The organism is Zhenhengia yiwuensis, assembly GCF_014384995.1.
GTDB lineage: Bacteria > Bacillota > Clostridia > Lachnospirales > Cellulosilyticaceae > Zhenhengia > Zhenhengia yiwuensis.
Window position 1 is genome coordinate 1 of the sequence record NZ_JACRSY010000030.1, and the last position, 19,782, is coordinate 19,782.

The following is a 19,782-nucleotide window of genomic DNA, read 5'->3' on the forward strand; positions in this document are numbered from 1 at the left end:
AGTTCATTAACGGAAGTTACACGTACTTGTATTATTCAACCTAAACTCAAGGTAGGCGATAGGCTTATTGTAAGTGCGGCAGGTGAAGAATACGTTATTTTGGATAAGGTAGGTGATCCGAATGTCACAATCTCTTATACCGCAAAGTGATCGAAGTTTATTAGAAGTGGATATGAAAAATAATATTATGCCTTCTAAAACTTTTTATATAGATTTTGAAAGTAAAAAAATAGTAGGCATGATAGAAGGTAAAAAAGCCATAGAGCAAAGTATATTACTGGCATTAAGTACAGGTAGATTTAAGTATTTAATCTTTTCATGGAATTATGGAGAAGAAATCAATCATTTAATCGGTAAGCCTAAAGATTTAGCAAGAGCAGAGCTCCCCAGATTGCTTAAGGAATGTTTGCTGGTAGATGATAGGATATCCTCGATAGAGGATGTTGTTCTAACGGATGTTGAAGAGGGGCTTCACGTAAGCTTTACTGCAGTAACCGTACATGGAGATATTCCTATAGAAAGAGAGGTGAAGGTATGATCTTTGAAGAATTGATTAAGAGTGCCTTAGAAAAAGTACCGAATGATATGGATAAAAGAGAAGGGAGTCTCATGCATATGGCGTTAGCACCAGCTTGTTTTGAATTAGCTGAAGTCTATATGCAACTTGCGTATATGGCGGATAGAACCTATGTTGATACAAGTACAGGGGAAGATTTAGATAAATGCTGTGCGGATATGGGGATTTATAGAAAACAAGCTACTCAAGCGATAAGAAAAGGTGTTTTTAATACAGAAATCCCGTTAGGCAGTAGATTTGGATTAGAAGATACAACCTACTGTGTAGTAGAAAAAATAAAAGACTTTGAGTATAAGCTGGAATGTGAACAACTTGGTAGAATAGGGAATCTGTACAATGGAAACTTATTACCGATTTCTTATATAAAAGGTCTTATAACAGCAGCACTAAAAGATATCCTTATATCCGGTGAAGATATAGAATCAGATAACAGTTTAAGAGAAAGATTCTTTTTAAATGTTCGTATGCCAGCTACCTCCGGAAATGTCCATCATTATAAAATATGGGCCACAGAGGTTGAGGGTGTGGGGGATGCCAAAATATTCCCCTTATGGAATGGTCCAGGTACAGTGAAGGTGCTTATTACTGATACGGATAAGCTTCCAGCTGATAGAAGTTTAATCGATAAAGTCGCTTCACATATAGAAGAAGTAAGACCGATAGGTGCAAATGTAACAGTAGTAGCACCAACACCTAAGACTCTAAATATTAATGTAACTCTAGAAATAGGAGCAGATGTATTATTAGAGGATATTAAACAGAACTTAAAGAGAAAGATACAAGAGTACCTTCAAAGTATTACTTTTAAGAAAAATATTATCTCGTATGCTATCATAGGAAGCTTAATCTTAGATGTAGATGGCGTTATAGACTACACAGACTTAAAGCTGAATAATACAGCAGCTAACATAAGATTAACAGAAGAAGAAATACCTACTATAGGAACCTTAGTAGTGGAGGTGTAAGGTGGGACTTAAGCAGATTTACAATTTTATAGCCAGATTAAACAAAAGGGATAACCCTTATACGATTGTGGATGAACAAGTGCTATTAACAGATGGCAAATGGGAAGGTTTTTTAGAGCATGACCAAGTTATAGAGAAAACCATAGAAATTTACACCTTACCTAATAAAGAGGGTGAGCGTGTATTCGCCTATACTTTAGATAAAAAAGAAGAGGTTTGGAAGACCTATCTTAAAGTCTTTAGTCAATCTGAGGCTTTATACATTACTTATGAGACTTATGGAGACACGGTAGAAGCTGAAGATATTAATCAATTACAAGGTGCAGCTTACTACTTAGAAAATTTCATAGAAAATGTGAAGAATAAACTCCATAGTCATGATGAAGATAAAGTAAGGCATATTACAGGTAATGAAAGAGAAAGCTGGAACAGTAGGGCATTTCAAAAGGATTTAGAGGTCACCAATCAAAATCTACAAATGACAAACGAAAATCTAGAAGCTACTAATCAGAATTTAGGCTTAACACAGCAAGAGCTACTGAGTCATAAAAATGCAAAGGATAATCCTCATGCTGTGACTAAACATCAGGTGGGACTAGGAAATGTAGAAGATATACAACAAGCTTCTAAAGCGGAGTTTATTTTACATAAGGAAGATTTAAGCAATCCACATCAGGTTACTAAGGCTCAAGTTGGTTTAGGAAATCTGGATAATATCCAACAAGCCTCTAAGGTTGAGTTTAATACTCATACTACGGATAACATTAAACATATTACTTCATCGGAACGTAACAACTGGAATGATAAATATACAAAAGCTGAAGTTGATAATAAACTTGCAAGTTTAGAAACTAAAATTGATTGGAAAGAGTCGGTGGCAACTTTTGAGGATATAGCAAGCACTTATCCTAATCCAGTTGATGGCTGGACTGTAAATGTAAAAGATACAGATTACACTTACAGATATAATGGGACAGAATGGGTTGTAATAAGTGCCAATGCCATTCCCAAAGCAACGACTTCGGTAGATGGTTTATTAAGTAAAGAAGATAAAGTAAAACTTGATGATGTTAACAGTAAAAAGCACACGCATGGTAATAAATCAGTAATTGATGCCATAACAAGTGCTTTAGTGACAAACTGGAACAGCGCATTTAGTCATATTTCAGATGTTATCAAGCACATTACTGTGGATGAACGGACACTTTGGAATACAGTGTCTAATAAGGTTGATAAGGTAACAGGCAAACAACTGTCAACAAACGATTATACAACAGCCGAAAAAAATAAGTTATCGGGTATAGAGGCTAATGCTAACCGATATGTACATCCTAATGATGCAGGAACAAGACACGTTACTGATGCAGAAAAAACTATATGGAATGGAAAGGCCAATGCTTCACACGGGAATCATGTTCCTGCTACACAAAGTGCTAACAATAAGAAATTTCTAAGATGTGATAATACTTGGCAAGATGTAACACCAGGTAATATTGGGGCGGCCCCAGCATCACATCATCATGATGAGAGATACTATACAGAGACAGAAGCTAATGCTAAATTTGTCTCCAAAGAGGATTTAGGGGCTGCTGGATATGGTGATATGACTAAAGCAATCTATGATACTAATAACAGTGGTATTGTAGATAAGGCTGAATCCGTTGCATGGGATGGCATTACTGGGAAGCCACCAACATTTCCGCCAAGTGCTCATACACATACAAAATCTCAAATTTCAGATTTCCCAACTTCACTACCCGCTAATGGAGGGAATGCTGACACTGTAGATGGTTTACATGCTTCTAGTTTTACAAGAGTACATTCGGGTTCAGTCAACTTTGGTGGGAATAATAAGGAAATTACAACAGCAGAATTTAAGACCTTACTTACCACTATGGGAGCTTTTAAACAACCACATTGGATTGCTAGAGGAAGCTGGAGTTATGCAACAAACCAGATTATAACTGATTCAGGTTTCGGGAAAATACACTTAGCCGGTTGTGTGGTTGAAGTGATTGGGACATCTTCAGCTTATACAATTAGAATAAGCACCCCCACAACAGCAAGTGGAGGAAGTTCTTCAACTCTTAATTGTGAATTTATGTATGTTGATAATGGAACTTCATACTCGCCTAGATGGAGCAAGATTTGGACGAGTAATAATGATGGGGGAGGTTCGGGAATGGATGCAGATACAGTAGATGGAAAACATGCAAGTGATTTTTTACCTAAAAAAGGACTTACGTGGAATGATTTAAAGGGGGTGTAATCAATGAGTTATAGCAAAAACTTATATGCAGAAGCCTCCTATGGATCATCTCAAGAAAGTATGCGTGATGAAATCATAGAAGTGGACTTAATGAAATATTTACCGACCTATTGGCATGAGATAGAGCAAATGAAAGTCCTTCAAGAGATTTTAGGGAAGAACTTAGCTGAAGTTATAGCCTTTAAACAAGATTTATTTAACCAGATGTTTATTGAGACAGCCACTTGGGGGCTATCAAGATGGGAAAAAATATTTGATTTGCCCATTGAAATAGAAAAGAACTATTCGTTCAGAAGAGAACGTATTAAGGCTAAGATTAGGGGGTCTGGGACAACAACGAAACAACTCATTATAAACATAGCCAGTGCCTTTTCAAATGGAGAGGTAGAAGTAATAGAATACCCTAATGAGTATAGGTTTGTAGTCAAGTTCGTAGGCGTAAAGGGAGTTCCTGCTAATATGAAGGATTTAACAAGCTCCATAGAAGAGGTTAAACCTGCACACCTAGCATTTACTTTTGAATATACCTATAACTACTGGAACAATTTAAAAGCCTATACGTGGTCAGCTTTATCCATACATACATGGGATAAGGTAAAGGTCATATAGAAAGGAGTAATAGAATGAAAAATACTACCAATTATGGATTAAAGAAACCGGATGGTACAGATGCAGTTGATATTGCTATTATCAATCAGAATATGGATACCATAGATACGAGGATGAAAAGTAATGCTACTCAAATAAGTGACTTAAAGGAACAAGTAGATGGTTTAGATGTATCTTGGGATGGTATTACTGGTAAGCCTACGACATTTCCACCTAGTACACATTCACATGCATATGCAGATATCGCAGGAAAGCCTAGCACATTCCCACCTAGTCCACACAATCACTCAATGGATGATGTGTCCTACGGTAACTCATTATGGGCTAGTGTTGACTTAAATACATACACTCAAACAGGTGCATGGTATATTAGTTCGGATGCTGGACATACAAATGCACCATCTGGACTTAAATACTTCACTTTAGTTGTAGAGAAATATGGAAAGAGTGACGGTAGTTATATTAGACAAACTGTACAAGATGCAGTTAATCATACACAATATACCCGAACTTGGAGAGGTGCGAATAATGGATGGGGTACATGGAAAACAGTAGATGCTGACACTTTAGATGGTAAGCATGCTATTGATTTTCCTCTAAAATCACAAGGTATTGGTGCAAATGCTCCCTTATGGAGTGGGTATAATTTAGACAGTTTACCTGTAGGTACATATACAACGGTTGCGAGTGGTGTTCCCGAAGCTGGTATTTATCATATAGTGACTTGTCAACTAAATAATATTGGAGATTGTGGTTGGCAGATGGCGGTATCACAGAATACAACAAGTAAGAAAGTATATATGAGAGTAAAGGCAGGTAACGTTTGGAGTGATTGGAAAAGTTTAGGTGAAGGAGGTGGTGATGTGGCAGGTAAAACTTATGTTAAAGCGACTAAAACAGTAGAAAATACTGGTAATCCTAATAGTAATTTAGAGGTGATTAACTACTCAAATTCCAAAGGTGGCGTTTGTAAGATTGCACAATTTGGTAGTGCTAAAATGCAAATTATAGTGGATGGCGCTATGGTACTAGATGGTACAGGTACAAATTCATATTATTCAAGTCATAATTTTCTTATGGGTAGTCTGAGCGATGGTTATGGTGAATTACCTACTTATCCTTTTAAAAACAATGTTAAGGTAGTGGATAGGTCATCAAATTCAGGAACACGCGTCTATACAGCACATTTCTATGTAAATAGCTAAGGAGGAAGAAGATGAGCATGAAATATTTCATAACGCTTGATGAAGCATTTCATATTGGAATGTTATTAGAGAGTCCCTATGAACCAGAGGGCGATTATATAGAAGTATCCTATGAGGAATATATTCAAGCAAGGCAGTATGCGAAATTTAATCCAGAAACAAGGGTGTTTACAGAAACGCTTAAGCTTGAACCGATAGTCAGTCCTCATGAAAAAATGACAGAAGGTATTAAAAACTCAGTTGACACAACAAGTGACGATTTACTGACTACTATGGAACTCCATATGGATACAAATGCGAAAGTAGATACAACACAATCTGATGCATTAACAATCATGGAGTATCAAACGATACTCGATGAAAAATTAAATAAGATTATTGCCCATTTAGGGTTATAAAATAAATTTAAAGGAGGTATCATAATGATTGATACAACACAATACCCAGTACAAGTAAGAGCAAATGCAAGATTAGTGGATGCAGGTAGAAAGAAAGTCGAGCAATGTCCAGTAGCACAACAAACAGAAATCTGCGTGGTCCTTATTGCTGACCATGATTGGAAGTTGGAACAGATTCCTCAGCAATTTGTAGAAGAAGTAAAAAAAGAACTTGGTATAGTAGAATAAAAGAATGATTTGTTAAATGAATAGAGGCATAGAAGAACAGCTTAATAAGCTGTATTTTTTATGCTTTTTTATAGAAAGGGTGGTATGAAATGTCTTTACCAAAACAATATCTTAATAAAGCAAGTGGAATAGAGCATCAACGAGGGAGTAACTGGTGTACTAACCATGCAGTAAGTAGTTTATTGGAAGCACAATTTGCTAGGGTTTATGGAAACATTACACCTCTTAGTAACAGTTGGGCTATGATGTTATCTAAGAAGGTAGATGGCAGACCAGATGCAACAGGAACACCTCTAGAAAAACTTATGGATCAAGTCTGTCAATATGGTATGTGCACGGAAGCTTTATATCCTACATGGGAGGATAAGGATTACAATGATAACAAGTTCTTACCTACTACGGATGCTATGTATGAAGAAGCTAAAAAGTATAAACCAAAGAAGCGCATAGACATTAAAACGACAGATATTGAAAGTATAAAGCATCATATTGTAGAGCATGGTGGGTGCGTTTCAATTGTTAAGTTATACAAAGAGCATACATTCCCTATACAAGGATGTGTAGTTAAGCCAGCTAAAGGTAGCGAACCTAATGGCTTACATGCTATTTGGATATGTGGTTACATAGAAGATATGCCTAAAACGATAAATGGAGTGACTTATAAAAACTGGTTTGTTATGCAAGAGTCTTATGGTACTACAAGAGGCTACAAAGGCTATTTATTTGTTCCATATGAGGCGTTTATAGAAAAATGGACAGGCCTTTATAGTGTAGATACTTATATTAAGAGCGTACATGCTTTTGAATTAGATTCAAATCTTATCAAGTATCCTTATTTCCACAATAAGAATCAGGTGGACTTCCCATGCACTACGATTGAATTAAAGGTAGGTTCTAAAAATGTACAAGTTAATAAGGTAGAGCAGGTTATGGATTATCCTGCAACGGTAGAACAAGGAACAACTTTAGTGCCTTTTAGATTCTTATGTGAGACACTTGGATATACGGTACGCTATTCAAGTTTAGATAAAGTTATTACAGCCTATAGCAAGATGCATAATCAACTTATTGCGATGCAGGTCGACAGTAATGTTATTAAATCAGAGCAAGGTGGCAAAGTTAGTTATGCAAAAACATCTGTACCTGTAAAAGTGGTAAGTGGTTATACGCTTATTCCACTTAGGGCATTTGCAGAGCTTACAGGTGCAAAAGTAGATTACGCTAATAAACGGATAACAGTTAGAGGGTAAATAAGAAATGACTAATGCACTAGAAATAGTGTTATTTTTTTATGAGTTTTATAAAGTCTAAGGAGGGTTTATAAATGGAAAATTTAAAAACAGGCTTAGTAGGGACATTGGCCGTAATAAATGTATTTTTAGCTGGATATTTTGGGGTGTTTACACCCCTTTTATATATAACTATTTTTCTTATGGTGATGGATCTTATAACAAGGGTATATGCTGCAAGTGTAAGGGAAGATGAGAAGGTAGAAAGTAAAAAGGTGTTACAAGGGATATATCGCAAGCTGGGGATGTGCTTTTTAATTGTGCTATCTCTCGTACTCGATTTCGGATTATTACAACTGGTAGAGACATTAGGTATTACAATTGCAACTAAGGTTATCTTTACAGCACTAACACTTGCATGGATTTTTGTTAGGGAACTTATATCTAACTTAGAAAATTTACAGCGTGCAGGAATAGAGTTGCCTAAGTTTATTGTTAAAGCATTAGATATAGCTAAGGATAAGGTTGACCAGATGGGAGACACCATTACAGGAGGTGCAGAAGATGGTAATAAAGAAAAAACTTATTAAATACAATCATAGTGGTATCAATAAACCAGTCTATATCGTAATACATGAAACAGATAATACGGATATTGGCGCAGATGCAGAACGTCATTATAAGTATTTTAATGGTGGAGATAGAGGGGCTAGTGCACACTATGTAGTAGACGATAAACAAGTTATACAATTAGTAGAGCATAGTGTACAGTCTTGGCATAACGGCAAGAAGTATGTTTCTAATCCATCAGTACCACAGTGCAATAACAGCAATAGTATTGGAATAGAAATATGTGTCAATCAAGATGGAGATTACAGTAAAGCTGTAGCCAATGCTGTAGAATTGACTAGAAAGCTTATGAAAGAGTTCAATATTCCAGTAGATAGGGTTATTAGGCACTATGATAGCTGTGGCAAACAATGCCCTGCAAAGATGCTTAGAGAGCCTAAACTATGGACATATTTTAAGAAAGCTATCCAAGGGGTACAAAAGGATGAAGAATACGAAAAAGCAGTGCAGAACTTAGTGCTAGAAGGTATTATCGGTAGTCCTGCAGCATGGACAAGTATTAACCTTAAGAATGTACCAGCACTTATTAGTAAGATAGGTATTAGGTTATTTGATGTAATTACTTATGATATGGCAGTAGCTAAGATGGTAGAGGCTAAGATTATAAATAGTCCTGGTGTATGGCAGGATAAGAAGTACATAGAACAGAATGTAAGAGATTTAATAGTTAAGGTTAGTGGTTATTTAGGCTAGGACTTCGGTTCTAGCCTTTATTTTTTTACTCAAAAGGCTGATTTTATTTGATACGTACGCTAATTAATTAAAATGTAATTCAATAGATTAAAATGTGATTCAAAAATAAAATAAAAATAAAAATGATACAAATTATTGACTAAAGTGCTTATAAATAATAATATGATAGTGTACTAAAAAGTGATTCGTGTTGAAAGGTGATAAAATGAAAGCGTATGAGCTTATTCCGAAATTAATTAGAGCAGCATTGGCTGAAGATAAAAAAAGCTTAGAGAGTATATCTTTAATGATAGGTAGAAGCATCAAGAAGGAACATCCTAATATTGCATCTGAAATAATGCAAATTATAGCTGGAAACAATGTAGGGGCAGATGTGTTCAGAAGTATTGATTTAAGCCCAGCACCTATTGATAAGGAAAGCAGGAGTCAATTACTAAAAATAGAGGAAGCGCTAGAGATAGAGCAACCTATATTGGAAAAAGAGGTAGAAAAACAGCTATTAGATTTTGTGAAAGAGCGAAAAATACTAGGAAGATTTCTTGAAGAAGATATTGTTCCACCTAATAGTATTCTATTATATGGGAAACCAGGTGTAGGCAAAACATATGCAGCAAAATGGCTAGCATCTGTTTTGAAAATGCCTTTAGTAACAGTTGATTTAGCAACTTCTATTTCTAGTTATCTAGGAAGAACAGGTCAAAATATAAAGAGTATATTTGATTTTGCAAAAACGCAAGATGTAGTGCTATTTTTAGATGAATTAGATGCTATTGCAAAAAGAAGAGATGATAAGGCAGATTTAGGAGAACTAAAAAGATTAGTTAATGTACTATTAAAAGAATTAGAGGATTGTCCTATTAATTGTATTATTATTGGAGCAACTAATCATCCAGAAATATTAGATACAGCTGTTTGGAGAAGGTTTGATAGAGCAATTGAAGTTCCATTACCAGGGAAATTGCAAAGATTAGAGTTAATAAAAAGGACTTTAGGTAAATGGAATACACAATTAAAAGACTCTACAATTCAATTTATTGCAGAAAATTCAGATTTAGTTTCGGCTGCTGATTTATGTAAAATGTGTGAGCATATTAAGAGGCAAATACTATTGAATGAAGGTGTTGGACCTGACATAATAGCCGTTAAAGAGTGTTGTAGATTAGCTCAATTAAAAAACAAAGAGGACAAAGTAAGAATATGTAGATTATTAAAAAGTAATTTTAGTAAGCTATCTATACGAGAAATAGCTGAAATAACTAATATACCTTCAGCATCAGTTAGTAGATATATAAAGGAGTGATATTATGTCAAAAGAAAGATTGCCTATAATTGCAAATGGAGAGAAGTATATTGAACCAATAATAAAAAAACAAAATTTTGGTAAGAAAGAAAGACCTTTTGAATATGAAGAAGCAAAAGTTAAAATTATTGATAATCTGACACAGATAGAATCTAAAATTAAAAATAAAACTGAATTTTTTATGGAAGATAAAGTTCTTTGTGTACGATTAGAACCAAAATTTGAGGCAAAATCGTATTTACCATCTAGCTTAGCAGTATCTAAAGATATGAAGTTTATTGGTGGAAGAAAATACACTTATTGTATAGATAGTGAAACTGATGAGGTAAAAAAAGCTAAACTGTACTTTTTAAAAACTAATGATATTGGGATAAATAAGCTTAAAGAAGTACTCCAAACAGGATTAAAAGATGATGTTGAAAACTGGAAGAAACAAATACAATCATTAAATAGTATTGGTTTGTTAGATGAGGCGGAGAAAATACAAGGGTTTTCTGATGAATGGGAAAAGGGAAGTGTAGAGATTGTATTACATCCTCTAGGTGAGGATAATGTAAAAGAAATGGTGGATAATTTTTCCGAAGTTTCAGGGATAGGTAGAGAGGAGATGACTGTTAGAAGTTATAGTGATGGAATTACTTTTATCAGCACATTAGCAGATAAGACAAAAATTCATAAAATGAAAAAGTTTAATCCTTTAAGAAGTGTTCACCCCATAGGGGAATTTGAAATTGATCCCTTAAGAATGAGAATGCCAGCAGTGGATGGTCCACAACCACCTAAAAGAAAAGTAGACTCTGGCATAAAGATAGGTGTTTTTGATGGAGGTACAGATGATAATATACCATTATTAAGGGGTTATGTAGAGAATCATGATGAGGTAGAAGTAAAGGCTACATTATCTAGCCTTAGGCATGGAACTGGTGTATGTGGAGCAATATTATATGGGCATATAGGTGGAAAAACACCACAAGATGAAATGGATGTACCATATGTATCAGTTGAGTCTTTTAGAGTACTTCCAGAAGATAAAAGTATTTATCAAAATGATGCTGAAAAAATTTATGGAATGTATGCTACTATTGATACTATAGAAAGAATCGTGAAAAAACGGAAAGATATACATTTATATAATTTATCAATAGGTCCAAAAGGACCTATCATAGATGACGAGATAAGTCGATTTACGTATGTATTAGATTTATTAACATATGATGTAAAGGAGAATGAAGTTAATCCATTATTTTGCGTTGCAGTAGGAAATGATGGCGATAAAGGTGAGTTGTTAGATAGAATTCAATCTCCTTCTGATATGGTTAATGGTCTATCAGTAGGGGCATATACATATAATTTTTTTGATGAAAAAGTAAGAGCGAATTATAGTTGTATAGGTCCAGGGAGAGAAGGCGCAAAGGTGAAGCCAGATATTGTTGAATTTGGTGGTAGTCAAGAAAGGCCTTTTATAAAAGTTGGCTTGGAGGGGAATACGCTTGAAGTAGATACAGGAACAAGCTATGCAACACCTTTAGCAACAGGTAAAATTGGTAGACTCATGGCTCAATCGGATGAAATAACTCCACACATGGGAAGAACCTTGCTGATTCATAATGCTTATACAGACAATGGGGTTAGGGATGATGAAATAGGGTATGGCTTTTCAGATAGATCTCCTGAAGATATACTAAGTTGTGAGCAAAATAAGGTTACAATTTTATATCAAGGTGAGTTAGAGGCATCTAGTACAGCTAAATTGCCTATTTTTGCTCCATTTATTAATCATGCTAAAGGTAATGTAAATATAACATGGACAATAACTACTATTGTTAATCCAGATAACTCGGATGTTGATGCATATACTAACAATTGTATTGAAGATACATTATATCCTCATAGTGGCATATATAAATTTACAAAAGATAAAAGTCCTGATCAGAAACTGAATATTACTAAAGCAGAAGATGCACCTATTATAGAAAAGCTTTTGCAAAATGGATATAAAATGTCATCTATGCCTGTAAGTGCATCGCCCAAAAGAAATAAAAGTGAAACAGAACTTAGAAATAAAGACTTAAAGTGGGATACAGTAATAAAGAAGAATAGGAGTTTTAGAGCCTCTTCATTATTTAATCCGTTTATTACAGTTCATGCAATAGGACGTAATGGATATGAGCATGAAAAGATTAAGTATTTTATTGCTATTACTATAGAAGCTCCTAGATATAATGGGAATTTATATGATAGTATAATGCAAACGTATACGAATCTAGTTCCTATTGAACTACGTAATATTAATAAATTAATGTTACCATTAGAACAGGAAATCTAATAAAAATATCATTCGAGGATAAGTCCTAATGAGACCTATCCTTCTTTTTTTTACTCAAAATACTGACTTGATTAGAAAAGTGTGATAAATTTAGAGTGAAAAAATAAATATCTTATGTGTATTAAAATAAGGAGGGAAACGATGAAATTAAGAAATGGTATGATATTACAAATAAGTAAAGCTATAAAAAGTGATGCAAAAGAAATTATTGAATATCTTAATATTGTTGGTGGAGAGAGTGATAATTTATTATTTGGTGCCAACGATTTTCATATGACTGTAGAGGCAGAGGAAAACTTTATTGTTAATTTATCAGACTCAAATACATCCGCTTTATTTATAGGTAGAATGGGTGGTGAAATAGTATGTGTTGGAAGTATAATAACTCCACAAAGAAAGAGAATTGCTCATCATGCAGATCTTACTATTTCTGTAAAAAAGAGATATTGGGGATTAGGTATAGGGACAGGCTTAATGCAGAAAATGATTGATTTTGCTAAAGAAAATTGCCAAACAGAAATCGTGCATTTAGGTGTAAAAGATGATAATATTGCAGCTATAGAACTTTATAAAAAAATGGGATTCATAGAAATCGGAAGATATAAGAATTTCTTTAAAATACAAGAAAAATATTCAGATGAAATACTGATGAATCTGTACTTAAAATAGCAATACCACACTATAAGAATAGCCATCAATAGAACAAAATAGTTGTTTCGAGGGGGGCTATAGCTTGCCTTTTATTTTTTCTTAAATACTGATTTTGATAGAAAAATATGATAATATTTAGAATAGATATTTTATTAAATCGATAAATTAGAATTTGTAGGGGGAAATGATTTATATAGTGGGAGGAGTGCGTTATGAATAATGATTTAGAAGATCGATAAATTAGAATTTGTAGGGGGAAATGATTTATATAGTGGGAGGAGTGCGTTATGAATAATGATTTAGAAGATTTATTTGACAGGCAACCACAGGAAATAGTTGACGGTGATTATTATTTCCATACTGATAATGAAGGTGATCAATTTGACGAAACCGATGTAAAGCTTTGGCTTGAAGAGGGTATATTCAAAGAAAAATGGAGACAAGCTTCACAAAATGATAATGAATTATTTAGTGTTTTCTCAGAGGATGTATGTAAGATATTTTCATGTAAACATTCAGCCTTTTTAGAAATTGCATGTGGTCCAGGAATGGGGCTTACTCCAATGATACTTTCAAAAAATCCACAAATACCGTGCCTTGTATCTGATGCGTGTTCTTTACTTGTTAAATCATGGCGAAAATTTATACGTGATAACTTAACAGAATATGATATAAATTTATCATCATTTAGTGTTATGGATATGCCATTAAAAGATGAATCTTTTGATATTATTACAAGTTTTATAGGTATCAGTTCCACAAGATCAGGAGAACAAGGTAAGATTAAAGCGTTGAGTGAGGTTTACCGTGTGTTAAAGCCTGACGGGTATTTTATTGCTATAGAAAACGAGTGGACTGATTTTAATGCAATAAAAAAGGTTTTTGATTTATGGGGTAAACCTGTATGGAATAGTATGAAGGCAGAAAAATCTTGGAAAGAAAAATTTGCCGAATGTGGATTTACTATTGAATCATGTGAAAAGTCATTTTGTAGAAGATTACATAAAGAAGATAATGATTTGGGAGAACAAGCAGATGCATTTGGAATTGATATAATGTTAAAATTTAATTTATATATTTTACGTAAGTTCGTCAAATGAACTTTATATAAGCTTCAAATAAATTCCAATTTAACGGGGAAAGTATAAATATAATCGTGTACTGAACAAATAGTTATTTAATAGGTAAATAAAAATCTTATTTTATTAAATATTTGTGTATCAGAAAGAAATTTAGGAGGAGAGAGATGAAAAAAATATTTGTCTTAGTTTTAACTGGGATATCGTTAATGTCTTCATGTATATATGCTTCAAATATAGAAACAGCACAAGGCATTCAATTAGTAGAAAATGAGAATGCATTTCGCGGAGTGCTACATACTGCTTACAATATCTCTGTAGATAACTCGACATATACTTCAAGCAACTTTGCAACACCATCTTCAAATTCAAATGACATTAACGTTAGTTTTACTAATGATGGCAGTTCTTCAGTCACAGTAAAACTTTATAAAGTAGGAATGTTTAGCGATAAACTTATTGGATCTTTTGATGTATCAGCTGGCTCATCTGATTACGATACTTTCTCAGGATCATCAAAAACTACTTATTATGTTGTAATAACTAATTCAACAGGATATAGTATTAAAGGTAGTTTAAAAGTTAGACAATTAGATCAATAAAAATATCGTTTTGAGGATAGGTCCTGATGGGCTTATCCTTTATTTTTTTGCTCAAAATACTGACTTAATTAGAAAAGTGTGATAAATTTAAGGGTAAGAAAAAATAAATACCTTAATAAATAGTTAATATATGTAATTAGATAATTGGTAAGAAAAGATTACTTATGCAATGGGGGAAAAAATGATAATACTGCATGCCTTAACAGCTGAATTTTGGAATTCTTATGAGGAAAAAGACAATTATGGTGATAAATCTTTAGAACAATATGGATTTATTCATTGCTCTGATATTGCTACATATAAATATGTAGCACCTAACTTTAAAAATGAAACAAAAGAAATGGTTTTACTATTAATCGATACAAATAAAGTTATTCCTGAAATATTATGGGAAGATTTGGATAATTGTGGAATCCAATTTCCTCATATCTATGGTTTATTAAACAAAGATGCAGTTGTTGGAGTTTTACCACATCTTTGGAGTGAAGATAGAATTTGGATTATGAATGAAGAATTGATACATATTTAAGATTATTGACAGAGGGATAGAGTTAGTCAGAGGAAAATTAAACAAATAAATTAGATAGTTTATTTAGCGAGGAGGAGACATGATGAAAAGAATAATCTTTGGTTCAGCTATGATGTTAGCAGGTATAATTGGAACCGCATTGCTTATGGCTGGTTCTATGATGATTCAGTTGCCTATTAATAATGATCGCACATTTATATGGGGATTATCAAAATATGGACTAGATTATGCATTTTACACCTTTATTATTGTTGCTATTATTGGCTTAATCATAGGTATTAGTGAAATATTTAGTAAACAAAAATAGATATTTGTTCACTTCAGTTAGGGGAGGGGAGATTATATGGATTTACCAATTCTATATGCGTGGCATAAAGATATTGTTTTTCACGTATTAACGCATATGAAAGTAGACAATGCGTCTAATATTTTTAATGAGGTATACGTTCAAGAGATAAGACAAGAGAAAAAAAGGCTAGGCATTACAGACGACTTAATAGGACATATTGAAGCTTTAACTGATTATTACATAAAGAATTTTGAAAGGTTATCTATTATTAATTTTATTCCTTTTATAACAAATAGCTTTGAGGAATTAACTCAAACAATAGTTAATTGGGGCAGTTTTACAGAAGCGGATAAAGGAAATTTTATTAACAATTTTATAGCTATTTTAGAAAAAGAAAGAGTATTTTATCATGCGTATTGGCATCAAAAAGATAATATGCTGAAATATAGAAAAGATATTGTTGAAAAGAACTTAAATGATAGATTAATGCTGTTTAAGTGTTTGTTTGATTATTATAAGCAATGTAAACATATGAAAGTAGAAGTCTTATTATCTTATAGTATGGGGCAAAATGGACGGGGAAGTTGTAATCAAAATTCTCAATTAGTAGCTCTCCCTTTTCCTTTTGATGAAAATAATGAAGAAGATACATTTTTTATGGCTCTACATGAACTAACTCATCCGTGTACAGATAATTTAGTAGGCGAAGGTAAAGATATCTCTATGAAAGATGGAAGTCATGCTTTAACAGAAAATATAGTTATGATTGCAGACTACGAGATTATAAAGGAAGTCAATCCAATATTAGTAGAGAGTTATTTTAAATGGATTTGTAATAAATCAGGGAATCCTACTGTGCAATTAGATGAGGATATGTTTTATAACGTTTTTGTGATTCCTGCTCAGATAAAAGAGGGACTTAAAGAACGTATCAGGGAAATAGTCCAATTTCTAAATTAAATATCTTGTAAAAGATAAATTTAAAATAAGAGTTGTGCTGAACAAATAGTTATTTCAATAAAAATTAGTTGAGGGCAAGTCTTAAGACTTAGCCTTTATTTTTTTATTCAAATACTGATTTTGATAAGGAAATGTGATAACATTTAGAATAGATAATTTGTTAATGGAATAGGAGAGGATACGTAATGTTTGAGATGTATTTTATATGTCCAACTTTATTTTTGATATTTTCTCTTAGTATAACTGAAAAGATACCTACAGGCGCGAACGTTGACATTTTTCAAATCCATGCAGATGACATTAGTAGAATAAGTTCTGAAAACCGCAATTACTTACGAAGAAAAGTCTTGATTCATTTTGGGCTTGCGCTTATCATAACCCTAGAAATTAGTATAATGTTTTGTATATTCGCTGATACTAACTTACTATTATCACTTACATTAAGTAATGTACTAAGTCTTAGTATAGGACTAGCTGCTGCATTACTACCTCTTAGAAAAGTTGCAAATCAACTGAAAAAGAAGTAGATTAGTCATAAGGTAAGATACAAAAAAATAGTTGTTTAACAAGTAAATAAAAATGTTAATTGGAGTAGGCAAAGCTTACTCTTTAATTTTAATTTGAGATTAAATGACGAAAATATTTACAAAATGTAATAAAGATGATAAAATTCTAATAAAAATAATTGCCTAAAGCCTTACTTCTAGCGAACTAGAATTTTAAATGCTTCCCATTTAGTATGGCTTATTTTATTGTACATATCATTTGTAAGTTGGAGCAAATGAAAAAGGTTGACTTATTAAATTAAGTTAAATTATTAAATAATATTGTATAGGGGGAATATTGTGATGAATAAAAGATTGCAACTGGAGGGGCTAGGAATTAATCTACCAGGACTAGGAATTAATCTAAAGGTAAATAATTTGAAGGAGATATCACCTGAATTGGTATCTGAGTTATTACAATTAAGAAAAGTTTTGCATCATTATTATATACAATTAGATGTAGATTCGTTATTAGATGGTGAGTGGGAGTATGAAGAAGAAGTTGAAAATCATCTATATGATAATTGGGAGATTCTATTTAAAGCTTTTTTTGCTCTGGAGGATTTATTGTATAGAAGCAAACATTATTTAATGCTAAATAGGGATACTATTAAAAGTTGGACAAGTATGCTGGAGATATTTGATTTTGTAAGAAAAACTAAGTTTGAATTAGAAAATAGAAGGATCGATGATGATGCTCTATTAGCAGAGAATTTAAAAGCTCTTTATGAAATATTTAATCAAGTTAAACAAGAGGTACAGTATAATCTAGAACAATTAAATAACATTGGTGAAATGATAGGATAAAGAAAACATATATAAATAGTTATTTTAATAAAAATATCATTACGGCTAGGACTTTGGTTCTGGCCTTTATTTTTGGGTACAAAAATAGGAGCAGACTAATCTACTCCGGAGTTATTATTCTACATAGGGAGGTGTAGAACTAATTATTGCACCATAATGTAATTATAAGGCCATGACATGCGTAAAGTAAATGTATTTTAAGCAGTAAGAAAGTAGCCCGTAGGCTATCTTTTTACTTTAAATGTTATTAAAAATACAAATCAGATAAGAGATATAAATAATATACAAAAGTATAAAATTAAAAATAATCTACATTAAGAGCATATTACTTTTTGTTTTGATTTGAATATATTATGAATAATAAAAAACGTATGAGAGATACTATTTTTATATGTTGCACACGAATTATAAAAGGGTGGGCAAGTATGTGGGATAAATGTTAAGTTTACTTGTAATATCAATACGTATACCATGTCTTTCAAGATGAAGCAAGACATGGTTGTGCCTTTAAAGGCTTACTAGATAGGTATTTTAGCTAGGAGGACATAAGATGACAAAAGTACATTGTAGTGTAACAAATTGTTCTTATAATAATGATCGCGTATGCTATGCTCAGCGTGTGGCTATTGGTGGGCAAGGAGCAGTAGAAGATGAAGCAACTTGCTGCGGCACTTTTTTAAACCAAGATGTGTATAGTAACTTAGCAGAGCACACAGAATATAAATCCCCTTGTTTAAGTGTAACCTGCAGTGTTGCAACTTGCACCTATCATGCAGACCATCAATGTACACTTAATAGTATTGATGTAGATGGTTCAGGTCATGCTGCTATTTATATAGAAACATGCTGTTCAAGCTTTAAACCTCAATAAGTAATCCCCGAAAAGTTATTAAGATAATGGTAAACTTTTCGGGGATTTTTATATTTTATTCATAGATTGCGCGTAAGCTAGCATTAAAGCGCGGACTATTGAATATATATGAAGGGAAGTTATGTACAAATGAAAGATAAAATAACTTTGAAAGAAGCTTGTAGTATTCCTAATCTTTTATGCTATGTAAGAATATTACTTATCCCACTTTTTATATGGTGTTATATGACAGCAGTAAGACCCGAAGATTATTATAGAGCAGCAGGTATTATTATTGCATCTGGATTGACAGATTTTCTAGATGGCTTTATTGCAAGGAAATTTAATCAAGTTACAGAACTTGGCAAGGTTATTGATCCTATCGCAGATAAATTGACCCAAGCAGCTATTGCATTTGTGCTAGTGTTTCGATTTGAGTGGATGTGGATGTTACTTATAGTATTTGTTATTAAAGAAATTACAATGGCTATTAGCTGTCTGGTGCTTTTAAGAGAAGGTAAAAAGCTAGATGGTGCTCTGTGGTATGGTAAAGTGTGTACAGCAGTATTTTATTTTACCATGATTATTCTTATTGCCATTCCATCTCTAAACCTTACCAGTGTAAATATTTTTATAGCAGTGGCCACAATCATGCTTCTATTTGCCTTTTTAATGTATATGCTTATCTTTATTCATATGAAGAAACAGTAGTACATACTTGACAATTCATACAACTTATGTCATGATAAGGCACGACAATCGAAAACAGACAAGAATATAAGGTGCTTTTAAAAAGCTTAATAGGGAAAGTTAAAAGCTGCAGCCCCCGCTACTGTTGATAGGGACAAAGGTGAAAGATGCCACTGTAACAAAGTTATGGTAAGGCTCACCGGAGGATGAACTATTAGCCAGGAGACCTGCCTTATAGGATAAACGTATTCTTTCGGTGGGAAAGACGTATGGGTAAAATGAGGCACAAATCTGTACGTATATTTTCAGTTAGCAAGGAGGATACTTGCTAACTTTTTTTATTGTAGCCAT

Annotated in this window: 22 protein-coding genes and 1 riboswitch; all 22 genes read left to right on the forward strand. The window is 33.1% G+C overall.

Features of this window, described 5'->3' with window-relative positions:
• Nucleotides 1–121 precede the first annotated feature (121 nt).
• The 22 genes from H8718_RS15195 (at nt 122) to H8718_RS15300 (ending at nt 19,452) form a co-directional block, all read left to right on the forward strand.
• Nucleotides 122–538: a DUF2634 domain-containing protein gene (locus H8718_RS15195; RefSeq protein ID WP_249333557.1), complete on the forward strand. Its 417-nt coding sequence runs from the start codon at nt 122–124 to the stop codon at nt 536–538.
• Complete coding sequence (locus H8718_RS15200; protein WP_249333558.1) at nt 535–1,542, forward strand: baseplate J/gp47 family protein; 1,008 nt, start codon at nt 535–537, stop codon at nt 1,540–1,542. The genes H8718_RS15195 and H8718_RS15200 overlap by 4 nt, the downstream gene beginning before the upstream one ends.
• A 1-nt stretch (nt 1,543) precedes the next feature.
• Nucleotides 1,544–3,811, forward strand: a complete 2,268-nt coding sequence (locus H8718_RS15205; protein WP_249333559.1) for a hypothetical protein — start codon at nt 1,544–1,546, stop codon at nt 3,809–3,811.
• Between the two features lie 3 nt (nt 3,812–3,814).
• Entirely contained in the window at nt 3,815–4,420 is a 606-nt protein-coding gene (locus H8718_RS15210; protein ID WP_249333560.1) for a putative phage tail protein, read from the forward strand.
• 14 nt (nt 4,421–4,434) lie between these two features.
• Nucleotides 4,435–5,625 carry a pyocin knob domain-containing protein gene (locus tag H8718_RS15215; RefSeq protein WP_249333561.1) on the forward strand — a complete coding sequence of 397 codons (1,191 nt, stop codon included), beginning with the start codon at nt 4,435–4,437 and terminating at the stop codon, nt 5,623–5,625.
• A gap of 11 nt (nt 5,626–5,636) precedes the next feature.
• The gene (locus tag H8718_RS15220) at nt 5,637–6,023 is read left to right on the forward strand and encodes a hypothetical protein (RefSeq protein ID WP_249333562.1); all 387 of its coding nucleotides are present in this window, start codon (nt 5,637–5,639) and stop codon (nt 6,021–6,023) included.
• Between the two features lie 24 nt (nt 6,024–6,047).
• A complete protein-coding gene (locus H8718_RS15225; protein ID WP_249333563.1) occupies nt 6,048–6,251 on the forward strand; it encodes a hypothetical protein in 204 nt (67 codons plus the stop codon).
• A gap of 89 nt (nt 6,252–6,340) precedes the next feature.
• Entirely contained in the window at nt 6,341–7,501 is a 1,161-nt protein-coding gene (locus tag H8718_RS15230; RefSeq protein WP_249333564.1) for a stalk domain-containing protein, read from the forward strand.
• Nucleotides 7,502–7,575: 74 nt separating this feature from the next.
• Nucleotides 7,576–8,070, forward strand: coding sequence for a phage holin family protein (locus H8718_RS15235; RefSeq protein WP_249333565.1), 495 nt, complete (start codon nt 7,576–7,578; stop codon nt 8,068–8,070).
• Entirely contained in the window at nt 8,045–8,803 is a 759-nt protein-coding gene (locus tag H8718_RS15240; RefSeq protein ID WP_249333566.1) for a peptidoglycan recognition protein family protein, read from the forward strand. The genes H8718_RS15235 and H8718_RS15240 overlap by 26 nt, the downstream gene beginning before the upstream one ends.
• Before the next feature lie 205 nt (nt 8,804–9,008).
• Nucleotides 9,009–10,103, forward strand: coding sequence for an AAA family ATPase (locus H8718_RS15245; protein ID WP_249333567.1), 1,095 nt, complete (start codon nt 9,009–9,011; stop codon nt 10,101–10,103).
• A 4-nt stretch (nt 10,104–10,107) separates the two neighbouring features.
• Nucleotides 10,108–12,429 carry a S8 family peptidase gene (locus H8718_RS15250; RefSeq protein WP_249333568.1) on the forward strand — a complete coding sequence of 774 codons (2,322 nt, stop codon included), beginning with the start codon at nt 10,108–10,110 and terminating at the stop codon, nt 12,427–12,429.
• A 141-nt stretch (nt 12,430–12,570) separates the two neighbouring features.
• Complete coding sequence (locus H8718_RS15255; protein WP_249333569.1) at nt 12,571–13,098, forward strand: GNAT family N-acetyltransferase; 528 nt, start codon at nt 12,571–12,573, stop codon at nt 13,096–13,098.
• 269 nt (nt 13,099–13,367) lie between these two features.
• A complete protein-coding gene (locus H8718_RS15260) occupies nt 13,368–14,180 on the forward strand; it encodes a class I SAM-dependent methyltransferase (RefSeq protein ID WP_249333570.1) in 813 nt (270 codons plus the stop codon).
• 146 nt (nt 14,181–14,326) lie between these two features.
• Nucleotides 14,327–14,761: a hypothetical protein gene (locus tag H8718_RS15265; RefSeq protein WP_249333571.1), complete on the forward strand. Its 435-nt coding sequence runs from the start codon at nt 14,327–14,329 to the stop codon at nt 14,759–14,761.
• Between the two features lie 181 nt (nt 14,762–14,942).
• Complete coding sequence (locus H8718_RS15270) at nt 14,943–15,290, forward strand: DUF952 domain-containing protein (protein ID WP_249333572.1); 348 nt, start codon at nt 14,943–14,945, stop codon at nt 15,288–15,290.
• An 82-nt stretch (nt 15,291–15,372) separates the two neighbouring features.
• Nucleotides 15,373–15,597, forward strand: a complete 225-nt coding sequence (locus tag H8718_RS15275; protein ID WP_249333573.1) for a hypothetical protein — start codon at nt 15,373–15,375, stop codon at nt 15,595–15,597.
• Between the two features lie 36 nt (nt 15,598–15,633).
• A complete protein-coding gene (locus H8718_RS15280) occupies nt 15,634–16,539 on the forward strand; it encodes a hypothetical protein (RefSeq protein ID WP_249333574.1) in 906 nt (301 codons plus the stop codon).
• 185 nt (nt 16,540–16,724) lie between these two features.
• The gene (locus H8718_RS15285) at nt 16,725–17,066 is read left to right on the forward strand and encodes a hypothetical protein (RefSeq protein ID WP_249333575.1); all 342 of its coding nucleotides are present in this window, start codon (nt 16,725–16,727) and stop codon (nt 17,064–17,066) included.
• Nucleotides 17,067–17,387: 321 nt separating this feature from the next.
• Nucleotides 17,388–17,891 carry a hypothetical protein gene (locus H8718_RS15290; RefSeq protein ID WP_249333576.1) on the forward strand — a complete coding sequence of 168 codons (504 nt, stop codon included), beginning with the start codon at nt 17,388–17,390 and terminating at the stop codon, nt 17,889–17,891.
• A 550-nt stretch (nt 17,892–18,441) separates the two neighbouring features.
• The gene (locus H8718_RS15295; protein ID WP_177672102.1) at nt 18,442–18,762 is read left to right on the forward strand and encodes a DUF1540 domain-containing protein; all 321 of its coding nucleotides are present in this window, start codon (nt 18,442–18,444) and stop codon (nt 18,760–18,762) included.
• Between the two features lie 129 nt (nt 18,763–18,891).
• Entirely contained in the window at nt 18,892–19,452 is a 561-nt protein-coding gene (locus H8718_RS15300; RefSeq protein WP_177672101.1) for a CDP-alcohol phosphatidyltransferase family protein, read from the forward strand.
• A gap of 52 nt (nt 19,453–19,504) precedes the next feature.
• Nucleotides 19,505–19,680: riboswitch (cobalamin riboswitch) on the forward strand.
• Nucleotides 19,681–19,782: the final 102 nt, after the last annotated feature.